The organism is Pseudomonas sp. GW456-E7, from assembly GCF_059424105.1.
This window is the reverse complement of sequence record NZ_JBWKZB010000020.1, coordinates 80,368-102,909: the sequence shown is the minus strand read 5'-3', so window position 1 is coordinate 102,909 and position 22,542 is coordinate 80,368. Positions and strand designations below refer to the sequence as shown.

At 59.9% G+C, this 22,542-nt stretch carries 24 protein-coding genes; 12 read left to right on the top strand and 12 right to left on the bottom strand.

Going from position 1 to position 22,542, the window contains the following annotated elements; all coding sequences use genetic code 11:
• Positions 1 to 9: 9 nt before the first annotated feature.
• The 3 genes from AC07YV_RS15040 to cysB all read left to right on the top strand — a co-directional run bounded on the left by AC07YV_RS15040 (position 10) and on the right by cysB (position 2,602).
• Positions 10 to 915 (top strand): 5'-nucleotidase, encoded by a 906-nt coding sequence (locus AC07YV_RS15040; RefSeq protein WP_102700332.1) that lies wholly within the window; start codon positions 10 to 12, stop codon positions 913 to 915.
• Positions 916 to 1,010: 95 nt separating this feature from the next.
• Positions 1,011 to 1,514 (top strand): universal stress protein, encoded by a 504-nt coding sequence (locus AC07YV_RS15035; RefSeq protein ID WP_008023285.1) that lies wholly within the window; start codon positions 1,011 to 1,013, stop codon positions 1,512 to 1,514.
• Positions 1,515 to 1,627: 113 nt separating this feature from the next.
• A complete protein-coding gene (gene cysB / locus AC07YV_RS15030; protein WP_015094029.1) occupies positions 1,628 to 2,602 on the top strand; it encodes an HTH-type transcriptional regulator CysB in 975 nt (324 codons plus the stop codon).
• A 6-nt stretch (positions 2,603 to 2,608) separates the two neighbouring features.
• Here the strand turns inward: cysB and AC07YV_RS15025 are convergent, their stop codons facing one another.
• Both AC07YV_RS15025 and AC07YV_RS15020 read right to left on the bottom strand, forming a co-directional pair.
• The gene (locus tag AC07YV_RS15025; RefSeq protein ID WP_102700333.1) at positions 2,609 to 3,091 is read right to left on the bottom strand and encodes a GreA/GreB family elongation factor; all 483 of its coding nucleotides are present in this window, start codon (positions 3,089 to 3,091) and stop codon (positions 2,609 to 2,611) included.
• Between the two features lie 2 nt (positions 3,092 to 3,093).
• A complete protein-coding gene (locus AC07YV_RS15020) occupies positions 3,094 to 3,504 on the bottom strand; it encodes a hypothetical protein (RefSeq protein WP_102700334.1) in 411 nt (136 codons plus the stop codon).
• Between the two features lie 124 nt (positions 3,505 to 3,628).
• On the opposite strand from AC07YV_RS15020, the gene earP reads away from it, so the two are divergent.
• The gene (earP, locus tag AC07YV_RS15015; RefSeq protein WP_102700335.1) at positions 3,629 to 4,771 is read left to right on the top strand and encodes an elongation factor P maturation arginine rhamnosyltransferase EarP; all 1,143 of its coding nucleotides are present in this window, start codon (positions 3,629 to 3,631) and stop codon (positions 4,769 to 4,771) included.
• Between the two features lie 48 nt (positions 4,772 to 4,819).
• Complete coding sequence (locus AC07YV_RS15010; RefSeq protein ID WP_017134022.1) at positions 4,820 to 5,389, top strand: elongation factor P; 570 nt, start codon at positions 4,820 to 4,822, stop codon at positions 5,387 to 5,389.
• 173 nt (positions 5,390 to 5,562) lie between these two features.
• Here AC07YV_RS15010 and AC07YV_RS15005 read toward each other — a convergent pair whose 3' ends face one another.
• The 4 genes from AC07YV_RS15005 to AC07YV_RS14990 all read right to left on the bottom strand — a co-directional run bounded on the left by AC07YV_RS15005 (position 5,563) and on the right by AC07YV_RS14990 (position 8,864).
• Complete coding sequence (locus AC07YV_RS15005; protein ID WP_102700336.1) at positions 5,563 to 6,576, bottom strand: alpha/beta hydrolase; 1,014 nt, start codon at positions 6,574 to 6,576, stop codon at positions 5,563 to 5,565.
• Positions 6,577 to 6,610: 34 nt separating this feature from the next.
• The gene (locus AC07YV_RS15000) at positions 6,611 to 7,030 is read right to left on the bottom strand and encodes an organic hydroperoxide resistance protein (protein WP_102700337.1); all 420 of its coding nucleotides are present in this window, start codon (positions 7,028 to 7,030) and stop codon (positions 6,611 to 6,613) included.
• Positions 7,031 to 7,378: 348 nt separating this feature from the next.
• Positions 7,379 to 7,840: a MarR family winged helix-turn-helix transcriptional regulator gene (locus tag AC07YV_RS14995; protein ID WP_007973537.1), complete on the bottom strand. Its 462-nt coding sequence runs from the start codon at positions 7,838 to 7,840 to the stop codon at positions 7,379 to 7,381.
• A 67-nt stretch (positions 7,841 to 7,907) separates the two neighbouring features.
• Positions 7,908 to 8,864 carry a LysR family transcriptional regulator gene (locus tag AC07YV_RS14990; protein ID WP_102700338.1) on the bottom strand — a complete coding sequence of 319 codons (957 nt, stop codon included), beginning with the start codon at positions 8,862 to 8,864 and terminating at the stop codon, positions 7,908 to 7,910.
• Positions 8,865 to 8,989: 125 nt separating this feature from the next.
• Between AC07YV_RS14990 and AC07YV_RS14985 the strand changes: the two genes are divergently transcribed.
• The gene (locus tag AC07YV_RS14985; protein WP_102700348.1) at positions 8,990 to 9,724 is read left to right on the top strand and encodes a sulfite exporter TauE/SafE family protein; all 735 of its coding nucleotides are present in this window, start codon (positions 8,990 to 8,992) and stop codon (positions 9,722 to 9,724) included.
• On the opposite strand, the gene AC07YV_RS14980 is transcribed toward AC07YV_RS14985, so the two are convergent.
• Positions 9,714 to 10,568, bottom strand: coding sequence for a LysR substrate-binding domain-containing protein (locus AC07YV_RS14980; RefSeq protein WP_102700339.1), 855 nt, complete (start codon positions 10,566 to 10,568; stop codon positions 9,714 to 9,716). The two genes, AC07YV_RS14985 and AC07YV_RS14980, sit on opposite strands and share 11 nt — an antisense overlap.
• A 95-nt stretch (positions 10,569 to 10,663) precedes the next feature.
• On the opposite strand from AC07YV_RS14980, the gene AC07YV_RS14975 reads away from it, so the two are divergent.
• Positions 10,664 to 10,879, top strand: coding sequence for a DUF1127 domain-containing protein (locus AC07YV_RS14975; RefSeq protein WP_007973532.1), 216 nt, complete (start codon positions 10,664 to 10,666; stop codon positions 10,877 to 10,879).
• Positions 10,880 to 10,959: 80 nt separating this feature from the next.
• A complete protein-coding gene (locus tag AC07YV_RS14970) occupies positions 10,960 to 12,189 on the top strand; it encodes a winged helix-turn-helix domain-containing protein (RefSeq protein ID WP_102700340.1) in 1,230 nt (409 codons plus the stop codon).
• Positions 12,190 to 12,282: 93 nt separating this feature from the next.
• Here AC07YV_RS14970 and AC07YV_RS14965 read toward each other — a convergent pair whose 3' ends face one another.
• Entirely contained in the window at positions 12,283 to 13,629 is a 1,347-nt protein-coding gene (locus AC07YV_RS14965; protein WP_007973530.1) for a class II 3-deoxy-7-phosphoheptulonate synthase, read from the bottom strand.
• Between the two features lie 150 nt (positions 13,630 to 13,779).
• Here AC07YV_RS14965 and AC07YV_RS14960 point away from each other — a divergent pair, with 150 nt between their 5' ends.
• Complete coding sequence (locus AC07YV_RS14960) at positions 13,780 to 14,535, top strand: spermidine synthase (RefSeq protein ID WP_102700341.1); 756 nt, start codon at positions 13,780 to 13,782, stop codon at positions 14,533 to 14,535.
• A 115-nt stretch (positions 14,536 to 14,650) separates the two neighbouring features.
• On the opposite strand, the gene AC07YV_RS14955 is transcribed toward AC07YV_RS14960, so the two are convergent.
• Complete coding sequence (locus AC07YV_RS14955; RefSeq protein ID WP_102700343.1) at positions 14,651 to 15,442, bottom strand: crotonase/enoyl-CoA hydratase family protein; 792 nt, start codon at positions 15,440 to 15,442, stop codon at positions 14,651 to 14,653.
• 424 nt (positions 15,443 to 15,866) lie between these two features.
• Here AC07YV_RS14955 and AC07YV_RS14950 point away from each other — a divergent pair, with 424 nt between their 5' ends.
• Positions 15,867 to 17,540 (top strand): DEAD/DEAH box helicase, encoded by a 1,674-nt coding sequence (locus AC07YV_RS14950; RefSeq protein ID WP_007973525.1) that lies wholly within the window; start codon positions 15,867 to 15,869, stop codon positions 17,538 to 17,540.
• Between the two features lie 206 nt (positions 17,541 to 17,746).
• Here the strand turns inward: AC07YV_RS14950 and AC07YV_RS14945 are convergent, their stop codons facing one another.
• On the bottom strand, positions 17,747 to 18,514 hold the full coding sequence (locus AC07YV_RS14945; protein ID WP_102700344.1) for a DODA-type extradiol aromatic ring-opening family dioxygenase: 768 nt from the start codon (positions 18,512 to 18,514) through the stop codon (positions 17,747 to 17,749).
• Between the two features lie 102 nt (positions 18,515 to 18,616).
• Here AC07YV_RS14945 and AC07YV_RS14940 point away from each other — a divergent pair, with 102 nt between their 5' ends.
• Positions 18,617 to 19,273, top strand: coding sequence for a thiopurine S-methyltransferase (locus AC07YV_RS14940; protein WP_102700345.1), 657 nt, complete (start codon positions 18,617 to 18,619; stop codon positions 19,271 to 19,273).
• 125 nt (positions 19,274 to 19,398) lie between these two features.
• Here the strand turns inward: AC07YV_RS14940 and htpX are convergent, their stop codons facing one another.
• Together htpX and AC07YV_RS14930 are read right to left on the bottom strand one after the other, a co-directional pair.
• Positions 19,399 to 20,289, bottom strand: coding sequence for a protease HtpX (htpX, locus tag AC07YV_RS14935; RefSeq protein WP_007973520.1), 891 nt, complete (start codon positions 20,287 to 20,289; stop codon positions 19,399 to 19,401).
• A gap of 317 nt (positions 20,290 to 20,606) precedes the next feature.
• On the bottom strand, positions 20,607 to 21,818 hold the full coding sequence (locus AC07YV_RS14930; protein WP_007973513.1) for a pyridoxal phosphate-dependent aminotransferase: 1,212 nt from the start codon (positions 21,816 to 21,818) through the stop codon (positions 20,607 to 20,609).
• A 226-nt stretch (positions 21,819 to 22,044) separates the two neighbouring features.
• On the opposite strand from AC07YV_RS14930, the gene msrB reads away from it, so the two are divergent.
• Positions 22,045 to 22,440, top strand: a complete 396-nt coding sequence (gene msrB / locus AC07YV_RS14925) for a peptide-methionine (R)-S-oxide reductase MsrB (RefSeq protein ID WP_007973511.1) — start codon at positions 22,045 to 22,047, stop codon at positions 22,438 to 22,440.
• Positions 22,441 to 22,542: the final 102 nt, after the last annotated feature.

Sequence of the window (22,542 nt, the reverse complement as noted above, 5' to 3'; positions counted from 1 at the left end):
GGGAAGGGCATGCCAAAGGCAATTGACGACAAGCTGGTGCTGGCGATTTCTTCGCGGGCGCTGTTTGATTTGAGCGAAAGCCACAAGGTCTATCTGTCGAGCGGCGTCGAAGCCTACCGGCAGTATCAGATCGAACACGAAGACGAAATCCTCCAGCCCGGCGATGCTTTTCCGTTGGTGCAGAAACTCCTGAACCTCAACAATAGCCTGGGCCGCGCCCGGGTCGAGGTGATTCTGGTGTCGCGCAACAGCGCCGACACCGGGCTGCGGGTATTCAATTCGATCGACCACTACGGTCTGGCGATTTCCCGTGCGGCATTCGTCGGCGGGCGTAGTCCGTATCCCTACCTCAAGGCCTTTGGCTGCGATCTGTTTCTCTCGACTCACGCCGAAGACGTACGCAATGCCCTCGACGCCGGATTCGCCGCGGCGACCATCCTCTCTGGCGGTGCCAGCCGTGCGGCCAGCGACGAGCTGCGCATTGCCTTCGACGGAGACGCGGTGCTGTTTTCCGATGAGTCGGAGCGCATTTATCAGACCGGTGGTCTGGAGGCGTTCCAGGCCAGCGAGCGTGAGGCCGCTCGCGAGCCTTTGCGCGGTGGGCCGTTCAAGGGCTTTCTCGCGGCCCTGAACCTGTTGCAGCGTGAGTTCCCGGAGGACGCTTGTCCGATTCGTACCGCGCTGGTCACGGCGCGATCGGCGCCCGCCCATGAGCGAGTGATTCGCACGTTGCGCGAGTGGGACATCCGTCTCGACGAATCGCTGTTCCTCGGCGGCCTGACCAAATCCGCCTTTCTCGAAGCCTTCGCCGCCGATGTATTTTTCGATGATCAGGCCGGCCACTGCGAATTGGCCCGTGAAGTCGTCGCCACCGGTCATGTGCCCCACGGCATAAGCAACGAGCAAAAGGTTTAAGCCCGCCGTTCAATGTGTTGCGCCGGACGTCGTAGTCGCCAAGGCACTGCTAAGCTGAATCAAATCTCCGCCATGTTGGCAGTCGAGGAGGTCATATGATTCGTTCGATGCTGTACGCCACTGACCTTGGCCTGTACGCGCCCGTGGTGATGCAGCATGCCCTGGAGCTGGCCCGCACCTTCAATGCCAATTTGTACGTCGTGCATGCGGTTGAGCCCATGGGGTTGTTTGCCGAATCGGTGCTGCAAAGCTATCTCGATGAACAGGCGCTGAACGAGTTTCACAGCCAGGGCCTGAATACAGTGATTGCCAGTATCGAGCAGCGGGTGCTCGACAGTTTTCGTGAGGAGCTGGGGGATGAAGGGGAGCACGACCTGGAGCGGATTCAGGCAGTCAGGGTGCTGCAGGGCGACCCATCGCAGGTGATTCTGGACCAGGCGCAGAAACTCTCCGTGGATTTGTTGATCGTAGGAAGTCACAGCCACGGTGCGGGTGCGGAAACGCCTTTGGGCCGGACTGCCGCCCGTGTGTTGCAACTGTCCAAGGTGCCGGTCTATCTGGTGCCATTGGTGCAACGTCGTCGTCAAGGGGACCTCTAGGACCCGAATAATGGCAATCTGATAAAAAAGTTCTAGATTTATTCTTCGAGCCATTAATATAGTTATATATCGTCGCTGATGCCCGTGGCGTCTACCTGCTTTGAGGGATTCATATGAAGCTTCAACAATTGCGCTACATCTGGGAAGTGGCGCACCACGACCTCAACGTTTCCGCTACAGCCCAAAGCCTTTACACCTCTCAACCGGGCATCAGCAAACAGATCCGTCTGCTGGAAGATGAGCTGGGCGTCGAAGTCTTTGCCCGCAGCGGCAAGCACTTGACCCGGGTCACCCCGGCCGGTGAGCGCATCATCACCACCGCTGGCGAAATCCTGCGCAAGGTTGAAAGCATCAAGCAGATCGCCCAGGAATTCTCCAACGAGAAGAAAGGCACCCTGTCGATTGCCACCACTCACACCCAGGCGCGTTATGCGTTGCCGCCGGTGATCAGCAATTTCATCAAGCAATACCCGGACGTTGCCCTGCATATGCACCAGGGATCGCCGATGCAAATCGCCGAAATGGCCGCTGACGGCACCGTGGATTTTGCCATTGCCACCGAGGCGCTCGAACTGTTCGGCGATCTGGTGATGATGCCGTGCTACCGCTGGAACCGCTGCGTGGTCGTGCCTCAGGGCCACCCGCTAACCAAACTGTCGAAACTGACCCTCGAAGCGCTGGCCGAATACCCGATCGTCACCTACGTGTTCGGTTTTACCGGCCGTTCGAAACTCGACGAAGCGTTCAGCCATCGAGGCCTGACGCCGAAAGTGGTGTTCACCGCCGCCGACGCCGACGTGATCAAGACCTATGTTCGCCTGGGTCTGGGCGTGGGCATCGTGGCGAAAATGGCCGTCGACACCAAACTCGACAGCGACCTGGTCGTACTTGATGCCAGCGAACTGTTCGAGTCCAGCGTGACCAAGATCGGCTTCCGTCGCGGCACCTTCCTGCGTGGCTTCATGTGCGACTTCATCGAGAAATTCGCGCCGCACCTGACCCGCGAAGTCATGGCCAAGGCCATTCAATGCCACAACAAGCAGGAGCTGGAAGAGCTGTTCGAAGGTGTCGAACTGCCAGTCCATTAAGCCCGTTTAAACGACCTCGGTGACAGCGAACTGTTGCCGAGCGCCCGCCACCGTGATTTCCACCTCGTCGCCCTCGAACTTGCCCAGCAGGCTTTTGCCCAGCGGTGAGCGCGGGGTGATGACGGTGATCAGTTGCCCTACCAGGTCGACTTTCAACCCGGCTGCATCAGGGGCGAGGAACAGCCATTGTTCGCGCCCCTTTTCGTCTTCGAGCCCGAGCAGCGCGCCTACTTCGATGCCCCGCTGATCGTCATACGGGCGCAGGGCCAGGTTCTGGCAGAGGCTCAGTGACTGGCGGATTTCCTCGACCCTTTTGGCTTGCCCGGCCGCGAGATAGGACGCCTCGAGTCCCAGGGTGTCGTATTTGTTCTCGGCGATGTTTTCTTCATGGGTCGCCGTTTCGTAGGCGGTTTGCGCGGCCCGTTCGGCGATGTCGAGATCGATCTGCAGCTTGTCGAGAATCAGTTGGTGGACGGTGTGCTTATTCATGATCAATCGCAGAATTGCAGGACGTTGGCGCGACTTTTTTCGCTGGGTGCAGTTCGGTCCTGTTGCAGCCAGAACTGACAGTTCGGGTTGGCCAGGTTGCGAGTGCTGCTGCGGGCCTGATCGAGCCGTTGTGCCTGTTCGTTCTTGCGCAGGTTTTCTTCATATTGCTCGAACAGCGGGCTCTGTGGCGGAATGTCCGGCACAGGTTGAGTCACCACCGGTGGTTTGGCCAGTTGCTCCACAGCTGCCGCCACGGGTGCCAATTGTTCGCTGAAAAGCAGGCGTGAAGCGAGCCAGCAGGTCAGCACGATGGCAAGGAATCCCAGCCACATGCCGAGGGCGATGCTGCCGGTCAGTTGCAGGGCATTGAGGCTGATCGGGAAGGATCGGCGCGGAGCGGGGCGGTGGGGCATGGTTGCCTCCTGGCGAAAGGTCACTGGCGAGTGGCGATTGTCGCATGAAGAATAATCGCCGTCGGCTCTTCTGCACGGGGTAATTTATGCGGACAATCGGCGCCTTTGCCAACGGGAGCCTGGAATGCCTGAACTGAAAACCCGCTGGGATATTTTTTGCACCGTGGTCGACAACTTCGGCGACATCGGCGTGACCTGGCGACTGGCCCGGCAACTGGTGGCCGAACATGGGCTGGCGGTGCGTCTGTGGGTCGATGATCTGCGAGCGTTCGAGCGCCTGTGTCCGCCAATCGACATCCACGCTGCGCAGCAATGGCAGCAAGGCGTCGAAGTGCGCCAATGGCCAGCCGAGTGGCAACGGACCGAAGCCGCCGATGTGGTGATTGCTGCATTTGCCTGCCAATTGCCGAGCGCCTACATGGACGCCATGGTCGAACGGGAAAAGATTCCGCTGTGGATGAACCTCGACTACCTGAGTGCCGAGGACTGGGTGATCGGCTGTCACGGTTTGCCCTCGGTGAAGTACAAAAGCGTACAGAAGTTCTTTTTCTTCCCGGGTTTCCAGAAGGGCACTGGCGGATTGTTGCGTGAGCGCGGGTTGCTTGAGCGTCGTCGGCAATTTCAGCAGGACCCGCAAGCTCAAAGAGAATTCCTGCACGGTTTAGGAATTGATCCTGCACCCGGCGCACAGTTGATCTCATTGTTCGCCTACGAAAACACCGGGCTGGCCAGTTGGCTCGATGCGATGGCTGGCGATTCGACGGCCACTCACCTGCTGGTACCGGAAGGGCGGATTCTCGGCGACGTCGAGCGTTGGCTCGGTGTGCAGGGGCTGGCGGCCGGTGCCGTGCATGTGCGTGACGCCTTGACCGTGCAAGTGCTGCCATTCGTCCGCCAGGACCAATACGACGGGTTGCTGTGGTGCTGCGATTTCAATGCCGTGCGTGGCGAAGATTCCTTTGTGCGCGCTCAATGGGCGGGGCGGCCATTCCTCTGGCACATCTACCGGCAGGAAGAAGATATCCATCTGGACAAGCTCGAAGCTTTCCTCGAACTCTATGTGAAGGGGCTATCGGACCCTGCGCGAGAGGCGATCAGCGGTCTCTGGCGGGCCTGGAACGCCGGTGAAAAAATGCCCGACCACTGGCAATCCACCTGTAAACACTGGCCAGAGCTGGAAAAACACGCCGAAGCGTGGTGTCTGGAACAGGCCTTGCAGGCCGATCTTGCCACGGCGCTGGTACAGTTTTATGGAAATTGGATATGATACGCGGCCTAGATTTTTGTAAATCCCATCCAAATTCGGATATTCGCAATGAAAACTGGTAAAGAACTCAAACCCGGTACCGTGATCCGTATCGACAACGATCCTTGGCTGGTTCAGAAAGCTGAATTCACCAAGTCCGGTCGTAACAGCGCGATCATGAAGACCAAGCTGAAGAACCTGCTGACCGGCTACAAGACCGAAACCGTATACGGTGCGGACGACAAGCTGGACGACGTGATCCTCGACCGTAAGGAAGCGACCCTGTCCTTCATCAGCGGCGACTCCTACACGTTCATGGACACCACCGACTACACCATGTACGAGCTGAACGCCGAAGACATCGAAAGCGTTCTGCCATTCGTGGAAGAAGGCATGACCGACGTTTGCGAAGCCGTATTCTTCGAAGGCCGTCTGGTTTCCGTAGAGCTGCCGACCACCATCGTGCGTCAGATTGACTACACCGAAGGTTCCGCTCGCGGCGATACTTCCGGCAAGGTAATGAAGCCTGCCAAACTGAAGAACGGTACCGAGCTGTCGGTTGCTGACTTCATCGAAATCGGCGACATGATCGAGATCGATACCCGCGAAGGCGGTTCCTACAAAGGCCGTGCCAAATAAGCACTGCTTGAGGAATGAAAAAGCCCGACCATTGAGTCGGGCTTTTTTGTGGCTGCGATTTCGGGTTCAACCAAAAAACCTGTGGGAGCGAGCTTGCTCGCGATGGCGTCCGAGCATTCAACAAAGGTGTTGCCTGACAGTCCGCTATCGCGAGCAAGCTCGCTCCCACAGTTTTATTTCAGGTGCTGTTTCAACTCTTCAGACGCCTGCAACATCGCCGAACGCACCGCTGGCACCTGGCTCACCACGTTGAGCAGACCGTAGTCGTGGATCATGCCGTTGTAGCGCACCGAGGTCACCGGCACTCCGGCTTCATCTAGTTTGCGGGCGTAGGCTTCGCCTTCGTCGCGCAACACATCGGCACCGGCGGTCTGTACCAGCGCTGGCGGCAACCCTTTCAACTGGGCAGTGGTTGCGCGCAGGGGTGAGGCGTAGATCTCGTTACGCTGGTTGGCGTCGGTGGTGTAGTTGTCCCAGAACCACTTCATCGCATTTTTGCTGAGGAAGTACCCTTCGGCAAACTGGTTGTAGGACGCGGTTTCGAAGTTGGCATCCGTCACCGGCCACAGCAACACCTGGAACTTGATCGCCGGGGTTCCCTTGTCCTTGGCCATCAGCGCAACCACGGCCGCCATGTTGCCGCCGACACTGTTGCCGGCTACCGCCAGGCGCTTGCCATCGACGTTGATCTCCTTGCCGTGCTCGGCCACCCATTTTGTCGCGGCGTAAGCCTGGTTGATCGCCACCGGGTAATGGGCTTCCGGCGACGGCGTGTAGTTCACGAACACGGCCGCTGCCCCCGAACCCGTCACCAGGTCACGCACCAGCCGCTCGTGGGTCGGGAAGTCCCCCAGTACCCAGCCGCCGCCGTGGAAGAACATGAACACGGGCAGCTCACCCTTGACCCCGGCCGGCCGGACGATGGTCAGGTTCAGCGGTTGGCCGTCGACTTGAATGGTCTTCTGGCTGACATCGGCTTTTGGCAGTGTCAGTTTCACCCCGGCCTGCGCGCCCGTCAGCACGGCGCGGGCGTCTTTCGGGCTGAGTTGTTCAAGTGGTTTGCCGGTACCGGCATTCAGCACATCGAGAAACGCCTGGGTGTTGTGTTCAACCCCGTCACTTGCGAACGCACCGTTGATCGACAGAGCGAGAAGGGTACCGGTCAAGACTTTGCTGAAAGTGTTCATGTTCGTTTCCTGTTCGGGCCTGGGTAGTCAGCGCTTAGACGGTTATGTGCAGGCGCACATCGACGTTGCCACGGGTGGCATTGGAGTACGGGCAGACCTGGTGGGCGGCGTCGACCAGTGCCTGGGCATCGGCTTGTTCAAGACCCGGCAGGCTGATGTGCAGGTCGATGTCCAGGCCGAAACCGCCAGGAATCTGGCCGATGCCGACATGGGCGGTGATCGAAGCGTCGCTCGGGATGCTGCGCTTGGTCTGGCTGGCGACGAATTTCAGGGCGCCGATGAAGCAGGCGGAGTAGCCGGCGGCGAACAGTTGCTCAGGGTTGGTGGCTGCGCCGCCGGCACCGCCGAGTTCTTTCGGCATGGCGAGTTTGACGTCGAGGATGTTGTCGCTGGAAACCGCACGACCGTCACGGCCACCGGTGGAAGTTGCGATTGCGGTGTAGAGAGTTTGCATGGTGAAAGCCTCGTTCAGGGATTGGATTATTTGCGCTAAATGTTTGCGTGCTAAGTAAGTGCGAAATGAATGTATCGCGCTAATGTTTAGCGCGCAAGATAAATTTTCAAAGAAATTTGAAAAAACCAAAGTTCAGCGAGACGGTTATGCTCGGAAGTGTTGACTTAGAGCTATCGGTGAGGGGGCAGTCTGTTTTTTCAGGAGGAGGTGACGAGCCCGTGTTTCTGGTAGGCCGCAAAGCTAATGTGGGAGCGAGCCTGCTCGCGATTGCGATGTGTCAGTCAACATCTATGTTGAATGTGACATTGCATTCGCGAGCAGGCTCGCTCCCACAGTGGGGGGGGGGAATTACAGGCTGTCCTGCAGGTGGCGACGCAGCGCTTGCAGCTCAGCTTGCAGGTTTTGCAGGCGCTCCAGTGTCATCCCGCTGGCGCCGAGGATGCATTGGGGAATATCACGTGCCTTGTCGCGCAACGCCCGGCCCTGTTCGGTGAGCTCGACGATCACCACGCGTTCATCTTCGCGGCTGCGGGTTCGGCTGAGCAGGCCTTCGGCCTCCAGGCGCTTGAGCAGTGGCGTCAAGGATCCGGGGTCGGTCAGCAATCGCGTGCTGATTTCGCCTACCGTCAAACCGTCCTTTTCCCACAACACCATCATTGCCAGGTATTGCGGGTAGGTCAGGCCCAGCGCTTGCAGCAGGGGCTTGTAGACCTTGGTCATCATCAGCGAAGTGGAGTGCAGGGCGAAGCAGGCCTGGTTATCCAGCAGCAGGTTGTCGCAGTTGTCCGGGGTGTTGCGCTCGGTGCTCATGTCGAAGCCTTGATCTGTGATCTTTGGAATCTAGCGGGCGAATCTTTAATGCGCCAGATAATTTTGATCAGTGCCGTTGCAAATGGGTTTGCAACAGCAGATCCCAGGGCGGAACCGGGCTGAAGCGGGTTTTCAGGTACTCCAGCAACAAGCGGCTACGGGAGTTGGGTTGTTGCTCCAGGCGCAAGGCGTAGATGCCGGCGTTTTCCGGTTTCGGCAGGCCGCTGTCGCAGAACAGCGGCAGCAACTCACCCCGCAACAGGTACTCGCTGGCCAGCCAGGTCGGCAGGTGCGCGATACCCAATCCGGCCAATGCGCCGCATACCAGCGCCTCGGCATTGTTGGCGCTCATGCGCACCCGCGCCGGCCGATGCAACTGCATGTGCCCGTCCCGTTCGAAACGCCAGGCGAAGAGCGGGGCCAGGCCATCCCAATCAAGGCCGTCGTGTTCAATCAGCTGTGACGGCTCGGTCGGCACGCCGCGTCGCCGCAAATAGTCAGGGCTGGCGCAGGCAATACGCACCATGCTCGCCAGTGGCGTGGCCACCAGCCGGGTGTCGGCCAATTGTCCGGCGCGCAGCACCAGATCGACCTTGCCGAGGTTCTGGCCCTGCATGTCGACGAAACTGTCGATCAGGTGCAGTTGCACATCCAGTCCCGGATAGAGCATGAGGAAATCGGCAATCACCGGTGCCAGGTGCCGGCGCCCAAAGGCTGCTGGCGCATCGATACGAATCAGGCCTTCCGGCGCGCTGCTCAAGGACACCGCCTCGGCCCGGGCCAGGCGCAACTCGGCGACGATCCGCCGTGCTCGCTCGGCGAAGGCCAATCCTGCCGGGGTAGCGCGCACCGCATGCGTGCTGCGGATGAACAGTTGACTGCCGACCGCGTTTTCCAGGCTGTCGATACGCCGTGCCACGGCCGAAGGGGTCATCGGATGACGGCGTGAGGCGGCGGAAAAACTGCCGGTTTCCAGTACATCGAGGAATAAAGCCAGTTGGTCGGTCAGTTGGTTGGGATTCATGGCAAGTCTGCGCTTGTGCGAATTTGGCACAGCCATTGTGCGTCGCTGTGCGTTTCCGTGCCATCAGCAACTGCGTAGGATCAATGGCGTGATGTAAGGAGAAATCGGCCGTGATTGAGTTTCTGATGTACCTGGTGTTCGGTGCCGCCCTGGGCACGCTTGGTGGTTTGTTCGGCATCGGCGGTGGCCTGATTGCCATTCCACTGTTGGGCGTGCTGTTCGGGCTCGACCAGCAGATCGCCCAAGGCACGGCATTGGTGATGGTCGTGCCGAACGTGATGCTGGCGCTGTGGCGCTACCATCAGCGCAACCGGATCGAGCTGCGCCACGCGCTACCTTTGGCCCTCATGGGGTTCTGCTTCGCCTGGCTCGGGTCGATCTGGGCGGTGGGCATCGATGCTCGAACCATGCGCATAGGTTTTGTCGGGTTTCTGATCGCACTGTCGGCGTACAACCTTGTTCGCATGTTCGCCGCACACACCACGGCGACGTCACAGATGAACTACTCATGGCCCTGGCTGGGCGTGCTTGGCGCTGCATCAGGCACAATGGGCGGGTTGTTCGGCGTGGGAGGCGCGGTGGTGGCGACACCGGTGCTGACCAGTCTGTTCGGCACCAGCCAGGTGGTTGCGCAGGGGTTGTCGTTGGCGCTGGCCTTGCCGAGCACGGGGGTAACGCTGGTGACTTATGCCGTGCACCATCAGGTCAACTGGGGGATCGGCTTACCCCTGGCGGTCGGGGGGCTGATGAGCATCAGTTGGGGCGTGAAGGTTGCCCACGCCTTGCCGGAGCGGTTGCTGCGCGGGCTGTTTTGCGGGTTCCTGGTGTTCTGTGCGGTGACGCTCGCTTTCAAAGTTTGAAGCCATCAATGATGTGGTCGGCCAGGCACTCGGTGATCGGTGACGGGTTATGCAGGTTGCGCACGAGCATGATGCTGGCCTCGGGCAGCAACGGCAGATCCTCGGCTTCACCCAGAATGCGCATGTCCGCGGTGATCAGGCTTTCAAGCTGCGCGGTCACTGCCAGGCCGGCGCTGACCACGGCCATGATCGCCGACAGGCTGTCGCTGTTGTACGCCACCCGGTAATCGCGCCCCCGGGCATCCAGGGCATTGCAGGCCCACTGGCGGCAGAAGCAATCGCTGTTGAACATCGCCAGCGGCAGCGGCGTCTGTTCGTGGGCGCTGTAGCATTGCGCCTCGGCCCAGACAAAACGTTCCTTGCGCAACAACTGGCCGATTTCGCTGCCCGGTTCGCGGGTCACGATGGACAGGTCCAGGTCCTGGCGCATCAACAGCTGTTTCGATGATTCGCAGTGCACTTCGATCTGGATCAACGGATAGGACTGGGCAAACCGGCGCAGAATCCCCGGGAGAAATCGCATCACATAATCGTCCGGCGTGCCGATGCGCACCGTGCCGACCATGTCGGGCTCACGCAGGGTATTGAAGACCTCGCTGTGCAGCTTGAGGATCCGCCGCGCATAGCCCAGCAGCACCTGGCCTTCGGCCGTCAGCCGCACCTGCCGTCCGTCGCGCTGGAACAACTGGCGCTGCAGCACATCTTCTTCCAGTCGTTTCATCTGCATGCTGACGGCTGACTGGGTGCGGTTGACCAATTCGCCGGCGCGGGTAAAGCCGCCCTGGTCGGCGATGGCGACGAAGGTGCGCAGCACTTCGGTATCGATACTCGGGTAGGCCGACATTCATCAATCTCCGAGATATGTGACATCAGAAACATTCGTTGGATTGATCTTAGACCCGGCGCGAGACTGGAGCCATCCAAACGGAGGGCAACAAGATGAAAGGTCAACATGAGTTCCACGGTGCGGAAAAACACTCGATTCACCTGATATCCGATCTGCTGCACAAGGTCGGCCGCTGGTACGAACTGCATCGCGAGCGCGAACTGCTGGCGAGCTTGAGCGACGAGGCGCTCAAGGACATCGGCATGAGTCGTGCGGATGTGGAGAACGAGTCGATCAAACCGTTCTGGAGCGACCCGATGCATAAATGATCCGATCAATAAATGATGAATGCCACGCTACACAAACCCCTTACCGGTGAGGTAGGTTGCGAGCAGACAAGGAGATGCCCATGCCCGCAACATTGTCCTTTACCCTCAAACAGGCTCGGCGTCTGGCGCTGGCCGCCCAAGGGTTCAACGGGCGGCAGTCGCCAGCGGCGATCAAGGCTGTTGCGCTCAACCGACTGATCGAACGGCTGGGCATTTTGCAGATCGATTCGGTCAATGCAGTGGTGCGTTCGCACTACCTTCCGCTGTTCTCCCGCCTCGGCCATTACTCCTCCGACTTGCTCGACCAGGCTGCCTGGAGCCAGGGCCGGCGTCGGACACTCTTTGAGTATTGGGGCCATGAAGCCTCGTTGTTACCGCTTTCCCTGTACCCGCTGATGCGTTGGCGCATGCAGCGAGCGAGCCGTGGCGAAGACATCTATCAGCAATTGGCGCGTTTTGGGCGTGAGCAGCAAGACACGATTCGTCGCGTGCTGGCATCGGTCGAGCAGCAGGGCGCGCTGGGTGCCGGAAGCCTGTCGACCCGCCAGGAGCGTGCCGGGCCCTGGTGGGACTGGAGTGCGGAAAAGCATGCGCTGGAATGGCTGTTCGCTGCCGGTGAAGTGACCGTTGCTGGACGGCGCGGGTTCGAAAGGCTCTACGATTTGCCGGAGCGGGTGATTCCCTCGGCGGTGCTTGCGCAGCCCGTCCTGGATGAAGCTGACGCCCAGCGCGGCCTGTTACGGCATGCGGCAACGGCCTTGGGTGTCGGTACGGAGAAGGACTTGCGAGACTATTTCCGCCTGAACCCTGCGGACAGTCGTCCACGTTTGGCCGAGTTGGTCGAGGCCGGTGAATTGCTGACCTGCGAAGTCCAGGGCTGGCGACAACCGGCCTATTGCCTGCCCGAGCCGAAGGTGCCGCGCAAAGTCGCGGCCAGTGCCTTGCTCTCGCCGTTCGATTCGCTGATCTGGGAGCGCAGCCGTACGGAGCGGCTGTTTGATTTCCGTTATCGGCTGGAAATCTACACGCCGCAGGACAAGCGCGTTTACGGCTATTACGTGCTGCCGTTTCTGCACAACGAACGGATTGCCGCACGGGTCGATCTGCGTGCCGAGCGTGCGGCGGGTCGTTTGGCTGTGCATGCGGTGCATGAAGAAGAAACGGGACTGGATGACGAGGGGATGTTGGCGTTGGCGGTCAATCTGCGGCAGATGGCGGATTGGCTGGGGCTGGCGCAGGTTCAGTTGAACTGCCCGCGGGCGAGTGCGGCAAGGTTGCGGGTGGCATTCACACAATTTGAAGGTGACTGAAGCCCTGCTTTTGTAGGAGCTGCCGCAGGCTGCGATCTTTTGATCTTGAAAAATCAAAAGATCGCAGCCTGCGGCAGCTCCTACAGTTATCGTTTATCGACGAACCTGCTTCAGGGTTTCAGCAATCAAAAACGCCAGTTCCAGCGACTGATCGGCATTCATCCGCGGGTCGCAATGGGTGTGGTAGCGATCCGACAAACCGTCCTCGGTAATCGGCCGCGCACCCCCGATGCACTCGGTAACGTTCTGCCCGGTCATTTCGATATGGATACCACCGGCATAACTGCCTTCGGCTTCGTGCACCTGGAAGAACTGCTTCACCTCGCCAAGGATCTGCGCGAAGTCGCGGGTCTTGTAGCCGCTGCTGGCCTTGATGGTGTTGCCATGCATCGGGTCGGAACTCCACAGCACCTGCTTGCCTTCTCGCTGGACGGCACGGATCAGTTGCGGCAAATGATCGCCGACCTTGTTCGCGCCCATCCGTGCGATCAGGTTCAGGCGGCCCGGATCGTTGTCCGGGTTGAGCACATCGATCAGGCGAATCAGGTCGTCGGGGTTCATGCTCGGGCCGACCTTGACCCCGATCGGGTTGTTCACCCCGCGCAGGAATTCGACGTGGGCGCCGTCGAGCTGGCGGGTGCGGTCGCCGATCCACAGCATGTGCGCCGAGCAATCGTAGTAATCGTTGGTCAGGCTGTCGCGACGCACGAAAGCTTCTTCGTAGTTCAGCAGCAGCGCTTCGTGGGCGGTGAAGAAACTGGTTTCGCGCAGCTGCGGCGAACTGTCCATGCCGCAGGCGCGCATGAACGCCAGGGTTTCATCGATACGATCGGCCAGGTGGCTGTATTTTTCCGCCAGCGCCGAGTTGGCGATGAAGTCCAGGTTCCACTTGTGCACCTGATGCAGATCGGCAAAACCGCCCTGGGCGAACGCACGCAGCAGGTTCAGGGTGGCGGTGGACTGGTGATAGGACTGCAACAGGCGCTCGGGGTCCGGCACGCGGCTTTTTTCGTCGAAACCGATGCCATTGACGATGTCGCCACGGTAGGCGGGCAGCGTCACGCCATCGATGGTTTCGTCGTTGGCCGAACGCGGCTTGGCGAACTGCCCGGCCATGCGCCCGACCTTGACCACCGGGCAGCCGGCGGCAAAAGTCATCACGATGGCCATCTGCAGCAACACCTTGAAGGTGTCGCGGATTTTTGCCGCGGAGAATTCGGCGAAGCTTTCGGCGCAGTCGCCACCCTGCAACAGAAACGCGCGGCCCTGGGTCACCTCGGCAAACTGACGGCGCAACTCACGGGCTTCACCGGCAAACACCAGCGGCGGATAGCTGGCCAGGGTCTGCTCGACCTGCTGCAAATGCGCGGCGTCGGGGTATCGGGGTTGTTGCTGGATCGGCAGGGCGCGCCAGCTGTCAGGGCTCCAGGGTTGGCTCATCACGGTCTCTAGTGTTTTCGCTCGGACGTCCATGTTATCAGCAAATTAGTGCGTGACCTGTTCCCGTCGCATCGCTGACAATCTCGCCTTTGCCGCTCTCTGCACGCGGTGTTATTGCGTTGCCGGCCCCGGTGACGGTCAGGAGATGAAATGACTGAGGAACGCGTCGAGCATCTGCTCGCCGAGGTACAGGACGAGTTCGGTGTGATTCGTGTGCTGGAAGTGGCTGATTACCGTTTTCTCGAGTTCGGTGATGCCATCGAGCAAAGCTGCGTGTTCACCGCCGATCCGAGCTGGCTCGAGTACGACTATACCCGGGCGATGCTGATCGGCGCGCTGTGCCATGAACTACCCGAAAGCGCACTGTTTCTCGGTCTCGGCGCCGGTACGTTGACCCAGGCCTGCCTCAAGTTCCTGCCGCTGGAAGATGTCGAAGCCATCGAGCTGCGCCCGGACGTGCCGCGCCTGGCCATTGAGTATCTGGGGCTGGATGACGATCCGCGCCTGTACATCCGCGTTGGCGATGCGCTGGAATTGCTGGATAGCGCAGAATCGGCGGACCTGATTTTCGTCGACCTTTATACCGATGTCGGCCCCGGTGTCGGGCATCTGGCCTGGAACTTCCTGGAAAACTGCCAGAAGCGATTGAATCCGGGTGGCTGGCTGGTGATCAATCAGTGGGCGACCGACGATGGCAAACCCCTGGGCGCCGCCTTGTTGCGCGGTTTGTATCACCGCCACTATTGGGAATTGCCGGTGAAGGAGGGCAACGTGATCCTGATCGTGCCTTCTGAGCTGGATCAGGATCTGGACATGGCCGGCCTGATCGCCCGCGCCGAAGCGCTGGCGCCACGGTTGGGGTATTCGCTGGATTCGTTGATCAAGTGCATTCGCCCGGCTACCTGATTAATTGATTGTCTGGACTGGCCCCTTCGCGGGCAAGCCCGCTCCCACATTTGAACGCGATCCCCTGTGGGAGCGGGCTTGCTCGCGAAGGGGCCATCAAAGCCAAAAATTAAAATCAAATCCCTTTGAAGACCCCAGGCCGTCGCTCCACCATCGACCGCACACCTTCCTTGACGTCCTCGCTAGCCATCAACTTCTTCACCAGCAGCGGCAACGCCTGTGCCGCCGCGGTTTCCCCTTCATAGCGGGCCTGTCGCGCAGACATCAGTGTCGCTTGAACGCCGAGCGGCGCCTGGCGGGCGATCCGCTCGGCCAGTTCAATCGCCCGGGGCAGCAAGTCCTCGCTGGCCATGACCTCCTGCACCAGGCCCAGGTGCAAGGCGTCACGGGCGTCGAACTCATCCCCGGTCAACAGCCAGCGCATGGCATTGCCCCAGCCGGCCACCTGATGCAGACGCAGGGTGGCACCGCCGAAGGGGAAGATCCCGCGTTGCACTTCCATCTGCGCGAACCGGGTGTTGCTGGCGCACAGGTTGATGTCGGCGGCCAGCATCAGCTCGATGCCGATGGTCAGGCAATAACCCTGGGCGGCGACAATCACCGGTTTGCTGACTCTGGGACCGGCGAACACCGCCCACGGATCACAGCCGCCGGGTGGAACCTGCCAGCCATCTGCCAGTGTGACGCTGGCATTGACCAGATCGAGCCCGGCGGTAAAGTGCTCGCCATGAGCGAACACCACCGCCACCCGCGCTTCGCTGTCGGCCTCGAATTCGCCATAGGCCAGGCTCAGCGCGTTGAGCAGGTCGAGATCGAAGGCGTTGCGCTTGGCCACCCGATCCAGACCGATCAGGAACACATGGCCGCGCCGTTCGCGGCTGACTCGACTGGAGCTGGGCTGATTCATGGAGCGGTCCTCGGGGGTAGGAGAGGCGTGCGGGGACCTGCGGTCTGCACGGTAAGGGGTGAACCGTTTTAGCGCCATCACCCGCAAGGCCGGGCCTTTGAAAAATAGACGGCTCACCGATTATTCGCAAAGCCTGTGACACAACGGTGTATGCGGTGGATTTCCGATAAAAAAAGCTCCCTTTTTTGACGAATTCCGGTATAGTGCGCGCCGGCCTTTAACCGGGCCGCGTTTAGGTAGCGCAATTCCCCGAAGCCAGCTTCGGCTGCACGTCCGCCCAGCGGACTCTTCCTTGACGATTCTTTTCATTCATTCGTTTTCGCAAATCCCCGCCGACAAAGCTGCCAGGGCGACTCTTGAGTCTCAACACGGCATGTGCAGCTTTGGAGCATGGGTCTTTGCGGATGCACTTAGAGGCAGACCCATGACCCAGGAAATCGGCGGCTTCGCCGCTCTTGAACTTCATCCAAATATTGTCGCTGCAGTAGTCGCTACCGGCTATGAAGAGCCTTCGGCCATTCAGCAGCAGTCGATCCCGATCATTCTCGCCGGTCACGATATGATTGGTCAGGCGCAAACCGGTACCGGTAAAACCGCTGCCTTTGCCCTGCCAATTCTGCACCGCATTGATCCGTCCAAGCGCGAGCCGCAAGCTCTGATCCTGGCCCCAACTCGTGAGTTGGCGCTACAAGTTGCAACCGCTTTCGAAACCTACGCCAAGCAAATGCCGGGCGTGACTGTTGTGGCTGTCTACGGCGGCGCGCCGATGGGCCCACAACTGAAAGCAATCCGTAATGGCGCACAAATCGTTGTCGCCACTCCGGGCCGTCTGTGCGACCACCTGCGTCGCGACGAAAAAGTACTGGCGACCGTGAACCACCTGGTTCTCGACGAAGCCGACGAAATGCTCAAGCTGGGCTTCATGGACGACCTGGAAGTCATCTTCAAGGCCATGCCGGAAACCCGTCAGACCGTACTGTTCTCGGCAACCCTGCCTCAGTCGATCCGTGCCATCGCCGAGCGCCACCTGCGCGATCCGAAGCACGTCAAGATTCAGAGCAAGACCCAGACCGTTACCGCGATCGAGCAGGCTCACCTGCTGGTTCACGCTGACCAGAAGACTTCGGCCGTTCTCAGCTTGCTGGAAGTGGAAGATTTCGACGCCCTGATCATGTTCGTGCGCACCAAGCAAGCGACCCTGGACCTGGCCAGTGCCCTGGAAGCCAAAGGCTACAAAGCCGCTGCGCTGAACGGTGACATCGCCCAGAACCAGCGTGAGCGCGTGATCGACTCCCTCAAGGATGGCCGTCTGGACATCGTTGTGGCGACCGACGTTGCCGCTCGTGGCCTGGACGTTCCGCGCATCACTCACGTGTTCAACGTTGACATGCCGTACGATCCGGAGTCCTACGTTCACCGTATCGGCCGTACCGGCCGTGCCGGTCGCGAAGGTCGTGCATTGCTGCTGGTGACTCCGCGTGAGCGCCGCATGCTGCAAGTGATCGAGCGTGTAACCGGTCAAAAGGTTGCTGAAGTTCGCCTGCCAGACGCTCAAGCTGTTCTGGATGCGCGCATCAAGAAACTGACCAACAGCCTGTCGCCGCTGGTGGCTGAAGCCGAATCGACCCACGGTGATCTGCTCGATCGCCTGACCGCCGATATCGGTTGCAGCCCGCGTGCCCTGGCCGCAGCCCTGCTGCGCAAGGCAACCAACGGTCAAGCGCTGAACCTGGCCGCTATCGAGAAAGAGCGTCCACTGGTGCCGAACAATGCACCGCGTGGCGATCGTCCAGAGCGTTCCGGTGATCGTCCTGAGCGTGGCGACCGCGAGCGTCGTGCTCCGATGCCGCTGGGCGAAGGTCGTGCACGTTGCCGTACCGCGCTGGGCGCGCGTGACGGTATCGCTGCCAAGAACCTGCTGGGCGCCATCCTCAACGAAGGTGGTCTGGCGCGTGAAGCGATCGGTCGCATCCAGGTGCGTGACAGCTTCAGCCTCGTCGAGCTGCCGGAAGATGGTCTGGAGAAGTTGCTGACCAAGCTGAAGGACACTCGCGTTGCCGGCAAGCAGTTGAAGCTGCGTCGCTACCGCGAAGATTGATCCGCTCTCGAGCTGATTGATCGAACATGAAAAATCCCCGACTGGTTCGGGGATTTTTTTGCCTGCTGATTTGTGGTTGGCCATGGATTTGTGTCGCCGCCCTTCGCGAGCAAGCCCGCTCCCACAGACGACCGCTTTACTTCAGAAAAAATGCGATCAAATGTGGGAGCGGGCTTGCTCGCGAAGGCCATGATGCGGTCTGGCTGTCAGCCGAATCGATAGATGTCCATGCCCAGTGCGCCCATGGTGAACCCCTGATGGGCAATGCTGAACGGCCCACCGGCGGCGCGGGCAAAGTACAGCGGCAACAGGTGTTCGTCGCTGGGGTGATTGCGCGCGGCATGGGGGGCCTGAGCGCGGTAGTCATGCAGTGCGGCTTCGTCGTTCGCTGCGAGTTTCTCGATCATCCAGTCGCGAAACGCCAGCGCCCAGGGCTCAACGCTCTCGGGGCCGGCATGCCAGTCCAGCTCCCGCAGGTTGTGAGTGATGCTGCCGGAGCCGATCAACAGGACGCCGTGCTCGCGCAGGCTGGCCAGCGCGTGGCCAACGCGGGTCTGTAGAGCAGGGCCGGCCCGGGTGGGCAGCGAAACCTGGACAATCGGGATGTCTGCTTGCGGGTACATCAGCGATAAAGGCACCCAGACGCCATGGTCGAAAGGCCGATTGCTGTCGATGCGCGCAGGAAAGCCAGCGGTTATCAGTAGTTCGGTAACCTCTGCGGCGAGTTGCGGGTCGCCGGGTGCCGGGTACTGGACCTCGAACAGGGCTTTGGGGAATCCACCGAAGTCATGCCAGGTTTCAGGCTGCGGATTGCCGCTGACCAGCAGCTCATTGCTTTCCCAGTGCGCAGACACGATCACGATAGCTTTGGGCCTGGGTATCTCGGCGGCCAGGCGGGCGAGTGCCGGTCCGCTGGCACCGGGTTCCAGGGCGAGCATGGGGGAGCCGTGGGATATGTACAGGCTGGGGAACATGAATGAGCTCCTGAGAGTTAAGATGCAACATCTTCAGTCAGATCATTAATCTAAATCTAATATAAGTTTTAGGGTGTTTTGATCGAATTTTCGGGGTTATTTATGCAGCCGGAGTTTTGGCACAAGAAATGGGCGGCGAATCAGATCGGCTTTCACCTGCCACAGGTGAACCCTTATCTGAAACGGTTCTGGCCAGCGTTAAGCCTTGAAGAGGGGGCACGCGTGTTGGTGCCGTTATGTGGAAAAAGCCTGGATTTGCTTTGGCTCGCCCATCAAGGTCATGAGGTCCTGGGCGTCGAGCTGTCGGAAAAAGCCATCGAGGAGTTTTTCAGCGAGCATGGCTTTGATCCGGCCGTCAGTGAGCAGGGGCCTTTCAAGGTCTATCGGGCAGGTTCCATCGAGCTTTGGTGCGGCGATTTCTTTGAGCTGACGGCCGGCGATGTTGCCGATTGCTCCGCGCTTTATGATCGCGCGGCGTTGATCGCGTTGCCGACGGAAATGCGAGAGCGCTATGCCGCCCATTTGAAGCGGATTCTGCCGAGGGAGTCCCTTGGCCTGCTGATTACCCTGGACTATGACCAGGCGCAAATGCCCGGTCCGCCGTTTGCTGTGCTCGATGATGAGGTGCGGCGGTTGTTCGGGGACTCATGGGCGCTGAAGATCCTGGAAGATCAGGACGTGTTGAGCGAGAGCGGGAAGTTCCTGGAGGCGGGTGTGACGCGACTTGAGGAGCGGGTGTATCGGGTTTCCAGTCAGTAATTAGTTGTTAGTCCAGGCCTCTTCGCGGGCTTGCCCGCGAAGAGGCCCTGAAACGCACCGAAGTATTCAAGCAGACAAAAAAAGGCCCGCATCGCTGCGGGCCTTTTCATTTGCGGTGGAACCTCTTAGCCGCGGCGACGAGCCAGGGCGTCGATGCGTTCTTCCAGTGGTGGGTGGCTCATGAACATGCGAGCGAACCCTTGCTTGATGCCACCATTGATGCCGAAAGCGTTCAGGGTGTCGGGCATGTGCACCGGCAGGCCTTGTTCCGCCCGCAGGCGTTGCAGGGCGCCAATCATCGCGGCGGTGCCGGCCAGGTTTGCACCGGCTTCGTCGGCACGGAATTCGCGCTTGCGCGAGAACCACATGACGATGGCGCTGGCCAGGATGCCCAGAACCAGTTCGGCGAAGATGGTCGCCACGTAGTAGGCAATGCCCTGGCCTTCTTCGTTCTTGAAGATCACCTTGTCGACGAAATTGCCGATGATCCGGGCGAAGAACATCACGAAGGTGTTCACCACGCCCTGGATCAGCGCCAGGGTAACCATGTCGCCATTGGCCACGTGGCCGATTTCGTGGGCCAGGACGGCTTTGACTTCATCGGGCGAAAAGCGCTCGAGCAAGCCTTGGCTCACGGCGACCAGTGCGTCGTTCTTGTTCCAGCCGGTGGCGAAGGCGTTCGCCTCGTAGGCAGGGAAAATGCCGACTTCGGGCATCTTGATCCCGGCTTCGCGGGACAGTTGCTCGACGGTTTGCAGCAGCCATTGCTCGTGACGGGTGCGTGGCTGGGTGATGATCTGGGTGCTGGTGCTCATCTTCGCCATCCACTTGGAGATGAACAGCGAGAACAGTGAACCGGCGAAACCAAAGACCGCACAGAAAATCAGCAGCTGATTGAGGTTGAGGTCAACCCCATTGGCCGCCATGAACCCGTTGAAGCCGAAAAGGCTCAGGGTGATGCTGGCAATCAGCACGACCGCCAGGTTAGTGGCCAAGAACAGCAGGATGCGCATCATGGTTGTAGAAATCTCCTCATGCTAAAGATGTAGCGTACTGCGGGGTATATAAGGTGCTGCACCGGGGTATTCAACCGGGTGACTATTTCAAACTGTGTCCTACGGCAATAGTCTAGCTGCTTGCAGGGCATTTCCGACGCGAGTGCAGGAAGTGTTTGTCAGTCAATTCATGTCGAACGCCCCGCCTTTGTTAGGCGCGAGCAGGCACGGCGTTGTCCGGCAGCGGGCAAAACGACTGCCAGCGACGCAATGCAAACAAATGTTGCCGGATGAAAATCACCGTGCGACGCGCAGGCGTGTCGCACGGTGGCGGGCGCTTACTGGCGGTAGGACTTGAGGAAGCCGCCGATGCGTCCGATGGCCATCTCCAGGTCATCGACACGTGGCAGGGTCACGACGCGGAAGTGGTCTGGCCATGGCCAGTTGAATGCGGTGCCTTGAACCACCAGCAGCTTTTCGGAGAGCAGCAGGTCGAGGACGAATTTCTCGTCGTTGTGGATCGGGCAGACTTTCGGGTCGATGCGCGGGAATGCGTACAGCGCGCCCATCGGCTTGACGCAGCTCACGCCCGGAATGTCGTTGAGCAGTTCCCAGGTGCGGTTGCGCTGTTCGAGCAGGCGACCTTGTGGCAGCACCAGGTCATTGATGCTCTGGTAGCCGCCCAGGGCGGTCTGGATCGCATGCTGGCTCGGCACGTTGGCGCACAGGCGCATGTTCGCCAGCATGTCGATGCCTTCGATGTAGCTCTGGGCGTGGTGTTTCGGACCGGAAATGGCGATCCAGCCGGAACGGAAACCGGCCACGCGATAGGACTTGGACAGACCGTTGAAGGTCAGGCACAGCAGGTCCGGCGCCAGGGAGGCGGTGCAGATGTGCACGGCATCGTCGTAGAGGATCTTGTCGTAGATTTCGTCGGAGAACACCACCAGGTTGTGCTGGCGGGCCAGTTCCAGCATCCCCAGCAGCACTTCCTTCGAATACACAGCGCCAGTCGGGTTGTTCGGGTTGATGATCACCAGGGCCTTGGTGTTCGGCGTGATCTTGGCCTTGATGTCGGCCAGGTCTGGCCACCAGTTGGCTTGCTCGTCGCACAGGTAATGCACCGGATTGCCGCCGGACAGGCTCACGGCGGCGGTCCATAGCGGGTAATCAGGTGCAGGCACCAGCACTTCGTCGCCATTGTTGAGCAGGGCCTGCATCGACATCACGATCAGTTCGGAAACACCATTGCCCAGGTAGATGTCTTCAATGCCGACGCCTTCTACCTGCTTTTGCTGGTAATACTGCATCACGGCCTTGCGCGCACTGAACAGGCCCTTGGAGTCACTATAGCCCTGGGCGGTCGGCAGGTTGCGGATCACGTCCTGGAGGATTTCATCCGGCGCTTCGAAACCAAAAGGCGCCGGGTTGCCGATGTTCAGCTTGAGGATGCGATGGCCTTCCTCTTCCAGGCGCTTGGCGTGCTTGAGCACCGGGCCGCGAATGTCGTAGCAGACGTTGGCGAGCTTGTTCGATTTGCTGACCTGCATAGCGATGTGTTCCCGAAAATGAACGATCCAGACGGCGTTTGGACAGCCGTGCTGGGAATCCTGCGTATTCACACAGGCCCGGCGCCTTGAGATGCAGCACCCATATTTCCGTTTGAATGCGCGTGGTCTGGCTGCCAGACTGGCGTTTTACGAGGCGCAATCATACGTGCCGCCCGATCCGTGGAAAAGGTACAGATCGGGCTTTTTCAGCCGCTGAGGTGTGATGATGGAAAAGTTGGAAAAAACCCTGGAAGAATGGAAGGCGATGCTCGATCCAGAGCAGTACAACGTGTGCCGCCTCAAAGGCACCGAACGGCCGTTTTCCGGTAAATACAACGCCACCAAAACCGACGGTGTCTACCACTGCATCTGCTGTAGCGAACCGCTGTTCGACTCCAGGACCAAATTCGATTCCGGCTGCGGCTGGCCGAGTTTCTACGCGCCGATCGGCGACAGCGCCATGACCGAGATCCGTGATGTCAGCCACGGCATGATCCGCACCGAAGTGGTCTGCGCCAAATGCGACGCGCACCTGGGGCATGTTTTCCCTGATGGTCCGCCGCCGACAGGCCTGCGTTATTGCATCAACTCGGTGTGCCTGGACCTGGTTCCACGCGACTGATCCGAAGCGAGCGGACCATGCGCTGAACCTGTAGGAGCTGCCGCAGGCTGCGATCTTTTGATTTTGTTTTTTCTGGATCGCAGAAGATCAAGATCAAAAGAT